Genomic DNA, 14001 nt, shown 5'->3' on the forward strand with positions numbered 1-14001 from the left:
ATGAAGAAAATAAAAAATATAATTACGGTTCTTTCGATTGCCTTGGTGTTTTCTTGTTCAAAAGATATTTTGGATAAAGAACCGCAGAGTGGTTTTTCGGCTCAAGGTTTTTATAAAACCTCTAGTGATGCGCAGGCTGGTGTGTATGGTATTTATGATGCCGTTCAGTCGACTTTTAGTTTAAACTTTTCTTTTTGGGGCGAAGGCAGGGCCGATGCGGTAAACACCAATCATTCAGGCGATCCTCTTCTTTTACAACAGAACACGCTCAATAAAACAATGAATTCTGCAAGATGGAATAGTCTTTATGAGACCATTAGCAGGGCAAATTATGCAATCAAGTATGTACCTGAAGTATTTGAAGAAGGTAATGAATTTGGACTCCAGTTGGTGGGCCAGGCTCGTGCTCTCAGGGCCTTGTCCTATTTTTATGCCGTACGTATATGGGGTGACGTGCCTTTGGTTCTTGAGCCATATGAAAGTATAGACCAAGAGTTGTTTATTGGTAAGACCGCAAAAGAAGAAGTGTTGGAACAAATTGTGGCCGACCTGAAGTTTGCAGCACAGAATTGCAGAGAGAGTTTCGGCGGTGAGAGAGATCGCCTATTAATAACACGGGGTGGCGCCAACGGTCTGCTGACTCAGGTTTACATGTGGCAGAAAAACTATGAGGCAGCGATAGCCTCGGCTCAATCGGTATTGGGTAACAGTCTATATTCTCTAGTAAGCATTAACGATTGGTCAAAGATATTTACGACCGGTTTTTCTAACGAGAGTATTTTTGAAATTGGTTATGATGATACCCAGACCAATAATTTGAGAATACTTTATGCTATCGGTTCAGATAGTCATTATTTTCCTAGTGAAGGGTTTAGGGCCTCCTTTGAAGAGGGCGATTTGAGGCAAGACCTTATTTATGATGTGACAGAAGAAGAGCCGAGAAAAATATGGAAGTTTTTTGGCCAAGGCTTTGATGATGAAAGTGCGGATCCTTCTTCACAGAATATTGTAATGTTACGTCTGGCAGATATTATGCTGTTAAAGGCTGAGGCGCATAATAAATTGGGTCAAACGGCTCAGGCATTAGATCTTCTCAATACCATTAGGTCAAGGGCGGGATTGGTTGAAATAGATGAAGCTGAAGCCATTTCTACCTATAGCGATGTAGAATCGGCGATTCTGCACGAACGATCTATAGAATTGTCTTTTGAGGGACATAGGTGGTTCGATTTGGTTAGAACTCAAAAGGCTATCGAGGTTATGGGCCCTATAAACGGTCTGTCAGATGAAGCGAACTTGGTATGGCCATTGCACGAAGACGCCCTCAATCGAAATCCGAACCTTGAACAGAATGGGTTCTATTAAAATTTAAAGCTTCTCACTTTAGAAAAAAGAAATATGAAAAAACTAGTTATAACGCACGGAAAAATTCTCCTACTGGCCATAGCTGCACTTGTAGGATTCAATTATGGTTGTGAAGTGCAAGAGAATTTCGAATACCAAGAAGCAGGTATAGAAGCTCAATTGGGTATTTCCGCTTGGGATTATATTAAAACCAGCGATTCGCTTTCAATGTTTGAAAGCGCTATAGTAAGGGCCGAACTACAAAGCCTTTTTAACGATAATTCAGTTCGAACTTATATTGCGCCCACTAACATGGCCTTTCAAGATTATCTAACTGCTAACGGGTATGGTTCAATAGATGATGTTCCACTTCCCATACTAAGAAACGTGTTGAAATATCATGTGGTGAATGAAAAGGTTGTTTTTACGGATCCCGAGCTTTTCGAGAACAATAAACCTTTGCCATATACCACCGAAAATGGTCAAGTAATGTATCTATCGCACGATACCAATTTTATAGGTTTGATCAATCAAGGTACAGGTAAGCAATGGTCGATAACCAGTTCTAATCTAGAGACCCTTGACGATGCGCTACACGTGGTCGGTTCGATAGTTTATTTTTCGGCTCCTCAAAATGATTTGAATGTACCGGATCCTACAGTACAAACAGACACCATATTTCCTTTGTTCGATACCTATATAAATGGCGGAACCCAATCGGGAGCCAATTTTGGAACGGATGTTCTTCTAAAGGTCAAAAATGTTGATGGGGGAGATTATGATAGAAAAGCCTATTTGATGTTCGATTTGAATGATTTTGATAAGGAAGGTGTCATTACCGATATTCGATTGGAACTGGCGGTAAAGTTTACCCACGCCAAGGGTGTTGCCATGGATTTGTATGCCGTTCAAGATACACTATGGACGGAAATGGGCTTGACTTGGGATAATGCTACGGCACCTAACACTCCGCCGATTTCAACCTTGACCACTACCAAAGTTGATGTGTTCGATTTTAATATTATGGAGTACGTCAACGAAATAGGCGCGCAACAAAAAATATCTTTAATGCTCGATGGCGAAGCCGGAAGTAATGAAACCGATGAATTTGGGTCAAAAGAAAATACAGATTTTAATCCTCCCATGTTGATTGCTACGCTCGGCTCAGGCAACAGTTTTTTGACTTTGGCCGTAAACAATGGGTTTAGCGTACAGAAAGGTGAAACATATGTTTGGAATGAACAAGTATTGAAAATAGAAGGTGCTTCCCCTAGCGATATTATTTACACTATTGAAGAGGTTCCTGCCAATGGGTGGTTGATAACCGGAGCCCAGACCTTGCAGGTAGGCGACAAGTTTACCCAACAAGATATTGATTTAATGAATGTGCTATACATAAACAATGGTAATGGTACTGAAGACAGGTTACTTCTATCCGCTAAAGATAGAGTGGGGTCTGAGATCGATCCGTTTGAGGTGATAGCCACTATTGAATAATGAAAAATCAGCAATTCTTTTCTCCTGAAATTATTCATAAAGCTGTAATGGTGTTGCAAACAAGACGTATCGTTGTTCTAGTTCTTGTTCTGTCTATAGCCTTCACGGGCTGTAGTCAGCACTCTGACGAAAATGTTGAAGATGTCGTTCCAAAAAACAGGGTAATTTCTTTCTCAGGGTATGATTGGCTCGTTCGTAGCTCAGGTGTCGATAAAGAAGGTCCCGGGCCGAATGTTTTCTCCGACTCGGAAGAGAATGTATGGGTCGACGGGCAAGGCAGGTTGCATTTGAAGATTGTTTATAAAGATGGTATCGGCTATTGTGCAGGGGTTGCCATGCACAAATCGTTCGGGTACAATAAATATGTGCTGTATTCTTCAAGTAGATTTGATTTGTTGGATGCCAATGCGGTTGCAGGCTTCTTTGTATACAATAGTGACGTTGAAGAAATAGATATTGAATTTTCAAAGTGGTCTGTGGCGGACAATGAGAATGCCCAATTTGCCATTCAGCCATCATCGATTCCGACCAATAAACATCGTTTTGATTTGAAAATGGAAAATGAAAAAGCGACTCACTTCTTTGATTGGAAACCGCAGCAAATAACCTTCGGAAGCTTTGAAGGCCATGTTTCTGATTTGTCTTCGAAGGGTTATACCTGGGTCTATGAAGGAGATGATATTCCTGTTGATACAGAAGAAAGGTTAAAGATCAATCTATGGCTTTTTAAAGGAAAACCTCCAGTAGAGAACAAAGATGTAGAGATAATAATCGATCGAGTCGAAATTTTATAAATTTAAGAAATACAGAGAATTGACTTGACAATAGGCCAAGTCATGACTTTGGCAAGTAAAGGCCAACCGAAATATCAAGTAAATGATAAACAACCAAAACGACATTAATGTATTTGCCACTGGTGAGTTGGCAGGTAAGGCCGCAGGTAAGGCAGTTGAAGATTATTTAGTCAGTATTCAAGATGAAAGGCAGACCATAAGAATCATTTTTGCGGCGGCCCCATCGCAAACGGCAATGCTCGATTATCTGTCAAGTTCAAAATTAATAGCGTGGCATAAGATAGAGGCATTTCATATGGATGAGTACCTCGGTCTGCCGGAAGGCGCCGAACAACATTTTGCTGAATACCTGAAACGCAATTTGTTTCTGAAGGTACCCCTAAAGGCGTATCACCTTATTAATACTCAAGGAAATATTGAAAAGGAAAAAGCCAAATATTCAAAATTGATCAATACAGCGGCTATTGATATAGTTTGCTTGGGCATAGGGGAGAATGGGCATATTGCATTTAACGACCCTCCAGTGGCAGATTTCAATGACCCGGAAACTCTAAAGGTCGTTACTCTTGATGAAGAATGTAGAATTCAGCAGGTAAATGACAAATGTTTTGAAACATTGGGGCGGGTTCCTAAAAAGGCTTTGACTTTAACCATTCCTACACTTGTAAAGAGCGAGAAACTCTTTTGTGTTGTTTTGGGGCCCACCAAAAGTGAAGCGGTCAAAAATACCTTAACAGGACCTGTATCAGAGGCTTGCCCTGCTTCCATTTTGACCCAACACCCAGATTGTGCTTTTTACTTTGATAAAGAGGCCTATAAAAAGGTAAAGAAAGTATCTGTTTAAACGAATAGAAAATCCAACCACAGCCATGATTACAAAAAAACTTCTAGGTACAATCCTAATCCTTGTTTTGTTTCTTGAAATGCCCGCTTTATTGCGGGCTCAAGATACCTCGAAAGCTGATAACGATTTCCCGGTGAAAGGTTTTCATATCGATTTACGCATTCAGGTAATGACCCCTGAAGCACTTAAAGACTTTGCTAAACAACTTTCAGATTTCGGAATGAATACGTTGGTCATGGAGTGGGAAGGAACCTATCCCTTCGAAAAACATCCGACCATATCGAACAAATACTCTTATTCCCGTGAAGAGGTTGAAGATTTTATAGCCTATTGTGAGGGCTTGGGTATCAAGGTCGTTCCGCTACAGCAAAGTTTGGGGCATGTCGAATACATTTTAAGAAACTCGAGGTATAGTGAGCTTAAAGAAGATAGAAAAGATATCAGCCAGCTCTGCCCAATGGAATCGGAAGCCAGTAAGGCCCTGTTTACCGACCTGTTTGCCGATTTGGCCAAAACCCACAATTCAGATTATATACATATAGGTGGTGATGAAACCTACCTTTTGGGCCATTGTCCTAAATGTCAAAAAAAGGTAGAAGAGTCGGGCAAGTCTAAACTGTTCGTTGATCATATGAAAATGATATCTGAAATTGTCATCGGTTTGGGTAAAAAACCTGTAATGTGGGCAGATATCATTCTTAAACATCCGGAGGCGGCCTCTGAATTACCTCAAGAAACCATTTTTGTTGACTGGAACTACGGTTGGAAGATCAACCATTTCGGTGATGTTCCCGGTCTTCAAGAAAAAGGCTTTACTTTCTGGGGTTCACCTGCCATTAGATCGCACCCCGATAATTGGTATATAACCAATTGGCCGACACATTTTAAAAATCAAAAGGAGTTTATACCCTATGCCAGACAGGCCGGTTACAAAGGTATGGTAATGACTTCATGGTCTACCTCAGGGGTTTATGGCTTTACTTGGGATGTTGATTATGATGTGATGGATATGGTTCAGATCAGAAATACCTACCCTATGTCCGGTTTTAGAATATTAATTGCGAGTTATGCCCAAGCTTTGGAACAAGAAGAGCCTATGAATGCCAAATCTTTTGTGCTGCAGTATGCAAAAGACCGCTTTGGGCTATCAAAAAACGATTCTGAAAACCTTTGGCAATTTTTCTCGGCCAAACCCGAACTTATAAAAAATGGTCGACCGGTTTCAGATACTAGTATCGCTGATATCTACACCGATTTTGATAAAATTAGAAATGCCATTGTCAAAATCAATCCTAAAAAGAATATTTCTGAATTCGAGCACTATAAACTGATGGTTGATTTAAGAATGCACTACCTAAGGTTTAAAAAGGTCGAAGCAGCATATAATTCCGAAGATTTTTCTTTGGATGAAACTCCTTCGTTGATCAGTGAATTGGATGAAATATTGAAGGAAGCAGAAAAATTGAATAAACGATTTATCGACTTGAATACCGGATTTCTCTACGATGAAGAGTTGAGAGAACAAAACGAACTTAGGGTGCAGCAAGTAAAGGTGCTGCACGACCGTTTGGCCAAGGTAAAATAGAATTTGAATCAAAAGTAACTTAAACAAACCTCTACTATAGCCCATGCAATTACTCGATTGGATTGTTCTTTCATGTTATTTTGTTATGCTTCTCGGTATAGGTCTATGGGCGTATTTTCGTGTAAAGAGTTCGGCTGACTTTTATACCGCGGGAGGTAAGCTACCATGGTGGCTTTCGGGTATTTCTCATCATGTTTCGGGTTATAGTGGCGCCGTGTTTGTCGCCTATGCCGGTATTGCCTACACCCACGGCTTCAGTCTTTATGTATGGTGGGCGTTTACCGTTGCTTTGGCCACCTTATTGGCCGCCTTCTTTATTGCGCCAAGGTGGTCACGATTGAGAATTTATACCGGTATACAATCCCCGACCGAATATTTATTGAAGCGATATAATTTAAAGACCCAACAGTTGATTGCATGGACGGGCGCATTGATAAAGGTTTTTGATACAGGTGGTAAATTGGCTGCCATCGCTGTTTTATTGAATGTTTTTAGCGGGGCATCTATTACGTTCGGAATCATTTTAGTGGGGGTCATTTCTTTGATATACATAACCATTGGTGGTCTGTGGGCCGATGTGTGGAATGATTTTGGTCAATTTTTGGTACAGCTATTGGCTGGAATGACCATGTTTGTAATGATTCTAATGAAGTTAGACGATGGCCTGTCGGGCATATTCACCCTTTGGGATAGACTGCCTTCCGACCATTCTCAGCTTTTCAACGAGCCTTATACCATTGGTTTTGTAATCGTGATATTGATAATCAATTTTTTTAGTTATAGTGGTGGCACATGGAATTTGGCAACTCGATTTATATCATCAGGATCGGGCGAAGTGGCTAAAAAGGCCGCTATTTTATCTTCAACCTTATATTTTATATGGCCGTTGGTTTTGTTTTACCCAATGTTCGCTTCTCCCTTGTTTTTTGAAAATCTGGCCGACCCGACATTGTCATATGGTATGCTGGTAAAAGAGTTTTTGCCAACGGGTCTGGTAGGGCTGGTATTGGCCTCCCTTTTTGCCAATACCCTTTCAATGACAGCTTCGGATTCGAATACTGTTTCCGCAGTGATTAGCAGGGATATTTTACCAGTGCTTAATCCAAAAATAAAAGAATATGACGATGCCAAAAGACTGCGTTTGGCACGAGTAACCACATTTTGCTTTACGGTTTGCACGATTATAACGGCCTTGAATGCAAGTCATTTTGGTGGGGTCTTTGGCTTAATTGTGAGCTGGTTCGCTGCTTTATTAGGTCCCATATCCATTCCGATGATTTTAGGGTTGGTGCCTGCCTTTGCGAAAAGTAATGGGCGGGCGGCCCTTATTTCTATTGTAGGCGGGCTATTGACTTTTATAGGGCTCAAAATTTTTCCGATCGACTCGTTTGCCTTGGAGATAGGTGGCCCCACATTGGTTTCCTTTTTCCTTTTTGTCATCTACGGTCTTTTTAATGATAAGAAGGTGCCTGATGAGGTAAGGGAGCTACATATGAATTTATCAAAAGAGAAGAACTAACATGGTCATCGAGGCTTCGCACTATAAAACTGGAGATTCTTATAAAATTCATTTAAAAGATGGGTCGGTCACGCAAGTGTCCATGGGAAAACCGACACAGAGTGATTTAATCATCAGTCCTGGTCTGATAGACCTGCAAGTGAACGGTTTTAAGGGAGTTGATTTTAATAGTGACGATTTAACGGAGGCCCAAGTGGTCAAGGTGATTCATGAGTTATGGAAAGAAGGTGTTACTTCTTTTATGCCAACCTTGATTACTAATGCTGATATCAACATAGAAAATGCCATAGATTGTATTCGAAAAACCTGTGAAAGTAATCCATTGGTTCAACAATCAATAGCAGGTATTCATCTTGAAGGGCCGTTTCTTTCAAAAGAAGATGGTCCAAGGGGTGCGCACCCGAAAGAACATTTGAAGAACCCTGACTGGCAACTCTTTAAAAAGTGGCAAGAACGGGCTTCAGGTCTCATTAAAATAATCACTCTGGCACCTGAGCTGCCGGGTTCTGCAGCATTCATTAAAAAATGCAGTCAATCTGGGGTAGTGGTGTCGATGGGTCATACGGCTGCGCAAGCTGAACATATAGCTGAAGCTACTACGGCCGGAGCACGCATGTCTACCCACTTGGGCAATGCGGCCCATTTGAACCTTCCGCGACACCCGAATTATATTTGGGAGCAGTTGGCCTCAGACGATTTGTGGATATCTATTATTGCTGATGGTTTTCATTTGCCCGACTCGGTTTTAAAGGTCTTTTCAAGGGTTAAACCCTTGAAAAGTATTTTGGTCAGTGACTGTACAAAATTCGCTGGTTTATCCCCAGGAATATATAATTCCCATATAGGCGGTGATGTTGAACTAAATGAATCAGGTAGGTTATTCATGAAAAATACGCCGGAGCTATTGGCAGGTTCCGCACAATCGCTTTTGTGGTGTGTAAACCATATGTTTAAATCGGGTATAACTACGCTCGTCAATGCCATTGAAATGGCCAGTTGTAGCCCCAAACAATTACTCTATGACCAACCAATCTCATCAGAATTAGGAGAAAATACGGACTTGGTCATATTTGAAAAAATTTCAGGCGGAGGGCTAAAGGTCAAAAGCACTATTAAATCTGGCCAGCTCGTATTCACGCAATAAAATCATCCAATAAAATAGAAATTTATGAAATGCAAAAGGCTACTTTTCGCAATGCTCGTAATTTGCTCAACTTTTTGGGGCAGGAGTCTGGGGCAGGAGGTATCAATTATTCCCAAACCTAATTTTATTAAAGTCGAAAAGGGCAGTTATAAATTGAGCGGTAAAACATCAATTGTAGCTTCTGAAGATTTAGAAAATGAAGTGGTATATCTCAAGGAAATATTAAAATCAGGTTTTAATGAAAGTCCGAAACTCAAAAGAAAGGGTAAAGGAATCATTCTAGAGCTTGATTCAACTAAATCTCAAAAGTTGGGAGAGGAAGGTTATGAATTAAGCATTTCAGACGATGGAATAAAATTTACTGCTGCTCAACCGCGAGGCATTTTTTATGGTATACAAACCTTTCGTCAACTGTTGCCAAAAGAATTTGAGTATGAGAATAAAAAAGCCTTGATAGAGCTTCCTTTTTTGACGATTGTTGACAAGCCTCGATTTTCTTGGAGGGCCTTTATGTTAGATGAATCAAGACATTTTAAAGGTATGTCAACTGTAAAAAAGTTGATAGATCAATTAGCACTTTTAAAGATGAACACTTTTCACTGGCATTTGACAGATGATCAAGGATGGAGAATCGAGATTAAGAAATACCCTCAGTTAACCAAAATAGGTTCCCAAAGAAAAGATACACAGACCGCCAGAAAAAGTGATGAAAGAACAGGTGAACCACATGGAGGGTTTTACACTCAAGATGAGATTAGAGAGGTTATTGAATATGCAAAAGAGAGGCATATCACCATCGTTCCCGAAATTGAAATGCCGGGGCATGCTACGGCGGCGGTTGCTTCGTATAATTGGTTGGGTACTCTCGGTACCACTAAAGAAGTTTCCGAAACCTTCGGTAAACTTGATGAATCATTTAATGTTGCCGACCCCAAAGTGATCCGTTTTCTGAAGGATGTTTTAGATGAGGTCATGCTTTTGTTTCCCGGTAAGGTGATTCATATTGGTGGTGATGAGGTAAATTTTGAACCTTGGTTGAAAAACCATGTAATCGTTGATTATATGAAGAGTAACAATTTAAATTCTCCGATGGACCTTCAAATAAGTTTTACTAACGAAATGTCGAATTATATTGATAAAGCTGGTAAGAGAATGATGGGTTGGAATGAAATAATGGGGCATGATATTCATGAAGACCGCGGTTATACCGCCACCGAAACCTCCGAAAGATTAGCATCTTCGGCTATTGTGCATTTTTGGAAGGGAGAATTGGATTTAATCGGGAAAGCAGTAGAAGATGGGTATGATGTAGTTAATTCAAATCATTGGGATACCTATTTAGATTATACGTACAAAAGGTTGCCTTTGGCCAAGTCGTATGCATTCGACCCCATTCCAGATGGTTTGGAAGAGAAATACCATTCAAAAATAGTGGGTTTCGGTACCCAGATGTGGACGGAGTGGGTACCCACCGTTGCCAGCATGGAGAAACAAATTTTTCCTCGTTTGGCGGCCTATTCAGAAGTTGGCTGGACAAACTTAAGCGATAAAAACTTTGAGCAATTCCAACAAGCCTTGAAAAGGCTAAAATACATTTGGGAAGTTCAGGGTGTTGAGTATCAATAACCAAACCCACCTTCACCAATAAATAATAAATAGTATTTTGGTAGTCAACTTATCTAACCTAACGCTGATGAGAAACCATAAGATTTTTACAATGGAATTTGCAAGTGTTTACCCCCATTACATTACAAAAGCCGAAAAAAAAGGACGCACCAAAGAAGAGCTAGACGAAATAATTTTTTGGCTGACGGGATATGACCAAAAGTCTCTGGAGGAGATATTGTCAAATAGAACCGATTTTGAAACTTTTTTTGCGGAAGCTCCTCGATTGAACCCCAACGTCGATAAAATCAAAGGGGTCATCTGTGGCTATAGGGTCGAGGAAATCGAAGACCCGCTCATGCAGAAAATACGTTATTTAGACAAATTGGTAGATGAATTGGCCAAGGGCAAGGCTATGGAGAAAATACTTAGAAGTTGAATATTTTTACAATTCTAAAAATCAAATTTTCCCAATACGTGTAACAATAAGCGAAACTCACCTACCAACTAGTATATGAGAAAAGCACTACTTATCAATTCCATCGTTTGGGCGACCCTAATGTTAACTACCGCATATTTCTTTAAAGACTATACAAACTATAAGTTCTTTTTTCTTTTGCTGATTTTAGGTTCGGTAATTTCCAATTCTAGCCTACAAAAACAGAGGGTCTTAAATAAAAAGTCTTGTCGTTAGTAACGGAGCAATTCAATTTTTCTAAAATCTATTGGGTGGCTATTTGATTGCAACGAAATATACCCCTTTGTAACGCTGGAGTCGCCATTTTTTATGAATGCGTTTGCAAACTCATTTTCCGAATCATAGATTGGATTCGAATAGCTAAGTATCTCTTCGCCGTTTACATAGTGTTTGTAATGACCGTCGTTTACATCTATTTCAATGGTTACCCACTGGTCGCCATGAAAGGTTTTACTCTTTTTGGCAGGATTGCAGAATTCTGTACTTCTTTTTCCGTCAATTTCGACTTGCATACCAATACCGCAAATGGCTCCAAGAGGTCTTTCGTCCTTTCCGTTTCCTCCGTGTAGATTATATTCTAGACAAATAGGAAAACTTTGGTTTAGTTTAACAGTATTGGGTGGTTGGGTATGAACCTGAACTCCGCTATCACGATAGCCCCATTCGGGTGCGCCGGGCGCTGTTTCGCCAACAAACCTGTATTCGACTTTTAAGCGGTAGTTTTGTAACTCTTCATTGAAAAAAAGTGCGCCAAAACGGTCTTTGAACTCAGGTCCGTATTGATTGTACCTTATTTTCAGAATACCATCTTCGACTCGAAAGGTGTTTCCAAAGTTTTCATCTTGTGGGTACCCATTGATCTTCATGGTCCAACCATCTAAATTTTCTCCATTAAAAAGAGGCTGCCAATTAGCTTCTTTTTTAGAAACTACAGAATCGCTCTGTTTGTTTTCTTTCTTTTCTCCACAAGAGTTAAAAAGCATTAATACGTATAATGAAATAATGCCGAGTAAAAAGTATTTTTTGTTCATATCGAATAGGGTAATGGTCTCCCATATAAATGTACTCATATATTTTTTTGCCATAGGTTCACTTTAATACTATCGGAGAAAAATAGAAGCTTAATGATTCCAATTTTTATCTTTATTTGTCATACCAGCAATATCCAACAGCACAGTACAGGATACCTTTTGTTATTAAACTTACTATACTTGACTTTGGTGGTAAAAGAATTTGCTAAGCAAAGCATTCGTCCATTCTCAAATTTTTATCTGCTAAACTTTTTAAAATAGGGTTTTGAGAGGAGTGGTTGCAACTTAATTTTTGCCAAGTAACTAGTTCACATATGTCTGCTCAAGTAGAATCGAACATAGTAGAAATTCAAAAAAGGAATCATCTAGCCTTTAAGAGGTTGTTTGATTCATTGTATGGTGAATTAGTTATTTATGCTCAGACCTATCTTTATGATGAAGATTTAAGTAAAGATTTGGTGCAAGAAGCTTTTGTGAAAATATGGGAGAAAGCCGATAGACTTCAGATTCAGACCAATCTTAGGGCATACATGTATGCTATGGTAAGAAATAAATGTTTGAACCACCTGAAAAAATACAAAATCAGTGATAACGCCAAGTTTTTAGAGGAGCAGGCAGTTCTAGAATTTCAGGATCTTGATGAAGATATTGAATTTGATGAATTACAATTACTGCATCATAAGGTTCTTGAAGTGATGGATAGTCTACCACATAAAATGAGAACTATTGTCGAGCTCCGTTTCAAAGCAAGCTACCGTTATCAGGAAATTGCCGATGAATTGAATTTGTCGGTCAATACGGTTAAAACCCAATTACAAAGAGCAAAGGCCAAATTTTCAGAGCTTATTCTATTTCTACTGTTTTTGTTTCTTGATGTTTAAGACCATCGCTCGTTTTTCATAAACTTTTCTTTTTATGTTAAATTTTATCATTTTGATAAAATTTTGTCACCCATTTTGAAAATGTCGCTGTCTATTCTGTGTAAGCACGAAGTGTCTGTTATGGAATTTAAGCTGATCATAAAAAAACTCAATAATACTTTAACCGAGTCTGAAGCCAAAATCTTTGATGAATGGTTTACTGAATCGCCACGACATCGCGCCTATTTTAAAAGGGTTGCAAAAGAGTATAATTCTAAAAGTAGTCCTGAACTAAAAACAATAGAAGATTGGCCAAAAGTTCTCGCCAAAATAGAGAGAAGAAAGAATAGAACCATCTTCTTTAAATATGCTGCCTTGCTGACCATCTTTTTAAGTGTTGCTTCGCTGTGGTGGGTAAATAAACATACCGCGACGAACAGTACGATAAAGCCAACGCAAGTTTTGACCGCCGTTGAAGAAAAAATTGAGACAGGAACAAACAAGGCCATTTTAACTCTTGAAGACGGATCAAAGGTTTCGTTGCACAAAGGTCAGAAGTATGCAACGAGTTATGCATCGAGCAATGGCGAACAATTGGTGTACACACCATCGGACAAAAAGCCAAGTAACATAACTAAAAGTAATATTCTCGAAATCCCCAGAGGGGGGCAATTCTATATAGTACTGGCCGATAGTACCAAGGTTTGGGTCAACGCAGAAACAAAATTGAAATATCCGGTAAGTTTTCAGCCCAATGAAGAAAGACAGGTTGAATTGGTTTATGGTGAGGCTTATTTCGAAGTATCCCCTAGCTCGAAACACAACGGTTCTGCCTTTAGTGTAAAGACCGGAAATCAAGCGGTAAATGTTATCGGCACAGAGTTCAATATTAAGGCCTACAAAGAGGAGGCCCTCATTTCAACTACGTTGGTAGAAGGCAAAGTAAACATAGATAAGGGTGATGAAACTAAAAGGTTGACCCCCGGTCGTCAGTCACAGTTGGACAGGGTTACCAACGTCATCAATATCGAAGAGGTAGATGTCTATAATGAAATATCATGGAAAAACGGACTCTTTAGTTTTAAGAACAAACCATTAAAAGACATTATGGTAGTGCTTTCTAGATGGTACGACTTTGAGGTAGAGTTTCAGCAAAAAGATATTGAAGAAATTAAGTTCAACGGTGTTTTTAGAAGGGCCGAAGACATCACCGATATATTAGCTATCATTAAAAATACCAACGAAGTAGATTATGAAATCAACCAAAAACGAATCACTATGAAATAAAAAAAGGGAACGG

At 39.5% G+C, this 14001-nt stretch carries 12 protein-coding genes; 11 read left to right on the forward strand and 1 reads right to left on the reverse strand.

Features of this window, described 5'->3' with window-relative positions:
- From IL356_RS06475 to IL356_RS06515, 9 genes are all read left to right on the forward strand, one after another.
- The gene (locus IL356_RS06475; protein ID WP_121850250.1) at positions 1–1365 is read left to right on the forward strand and encodes a RagB/SusD family nutrient uptake outer membrane protein; all 1365 of its coding nucleotides are present in this window, start codon (positions 1–3) and stop codon (positions 1363–1365) included.
- A 33-nt stretch (positions 1366–1398) separates the two neighbouring features.
- On the forward strand, positions 1399–2841 hold the full coding sequence (locus IL356_RS06480) for a CBM96 family carbohydrate-binding protein (RefSeq protein ID WP_121850249.1): 1443 nt from the start codon (positions 1399–1401) through the stop codon (positions 2839–2841).
- Positions 2841–3635, forward strand: coding sequence for a LamG domain-containing protein (locus IL356_RS06485; RefSeq protein WP_121850248.1), 795 nt, complete (start codon positions 2841–2843; stop codon positions 3633–3635). Before IL356_RS06480 ends, IL356_RS06485 begins: the two co-directional genes overlap by 1 nt.
- Before the next feature lie 82 nt (positions 3636–3717).
- The gene (locus IL356_RS06490; RefSeq protein WP_121850247.1) at positions 3718–4479 is read left to right on the forward strand and encodes a 6-phosphogluconolactonase; all 762 of its coding nucleotides are present in this window, start codon (positions 3718–3720) and stop codon (positions 4477–4479) included.
- Between the two features lie 25 nt (positions 4480–4504).
- A complete protein-coding gene (locus tag IL356_RS06495; RefSeq protein WP_205601261.1) occupies positions 4505–6064 on the forward strand; it encodes a family 20 glycosylhydrolase in 1560 nt (519 codons plus the stop codon).
- A gap of 43 nt (positions 6065–6107) precedes the next feature.
- Positions 6108–7583, forward strand: a complete 1476-nt coding sequence (locus tag IL356_RS06500; protein ID WP_121850245.1) for a sodium:solute symporter family protein — start codon at positions 6108–6110, stop codon at positions 7581–7583.
- A 1-nt stretch (position 7584) separates the two neighbouring features.
- Complete coding sequence (locus IL356_RS06505) at positions 7585–8727, forward strand: N-acetylglucosamine-6-phosphate deacetylase (protein ID WP_121850244.1); 1143 nt, start codon at positions 7585–7587, stop codon at positions 8725–8727.
- Between the two features lie 24 nt (positions 8728–8751).
- On the forward strand, positions 8752–10353 hold the full coding sequence (locus IL356_RS06510) for a beta-N-acetylhexosaminidase (RefSeq protein WP_121850243.1): 1602 nt from the start codon (positions 8752–8754) through the stop codon (positions 10351–10353).
- 67 nt (positions 10354–10420) lie between these two features.
- Positions 10421–10771 carry a DUF2200 domain-containing protein gene (locus IL356_RS06515; protein ID WP_121850242.1) on the forward strand — a complete coding sequence of 117 codons (351 nt, stop codon included), beginning with the start codon at positions 10421–10423 and terminating at the stop codon, positions 10769–10771.
- A gap of 251 nt (positions 10772–11022) precedes the next feature.
- On the opposite strand, the gene IL356_RS06520 is transcribed toward IL356_RS06515, so the two are convergent.
- Entirely contained in the window at positions 11023–11880 is an 858-nt protein-coding gene (locus IL356_RS06520) for a 3-keto-disaccharide hydrolase (protein ID WP_225621403.1), read from the reverse strand.
- 275 nt (positions 11881–12155) lie between these two features.
- Between IL356_RS06520 and IL356_RS06525 the strand changes: the two genes are divergently transcribed.
- Together IL356_RS06525 and IL356_RS06530 are read left to right on the forward strand one after the other, a co-directional pair.
- Positions 12156–12722: an RNA polymerase sigma-70 factor gene (locus IL356_RS06525; protein ID WP_121850241.1), complete on the forward strand. Its 567-nt coding sequence runs from the start codon at positions 12156–12158 to the stop codon at positions 12720–12722.
- 120 nt (positions 12723–12842) lie between these two features.
- On the forward strand, positions 12843–13988 hold the full coding sequence (locus IL356_RS06530) for a FecR family protein (RefSeq protein WP_162987947.1): 1146 nt from the start codon (positions 12843–12845) through the stop codon (positions 13986–13988).
- Positions 13989–14001: the final 13 nt, after the last annotated feature.

This window comes from Euzebyella marina (genome assembly GCF_014855515.1).
In the GTDB taxonomy this organism is placed as follows: domain Bacteria; phylum Bacteroidota; class Bacteroidia; order Flavobacteriales; family Flavobacteriaceae; genus Euzebyella; species Euzebyella marina.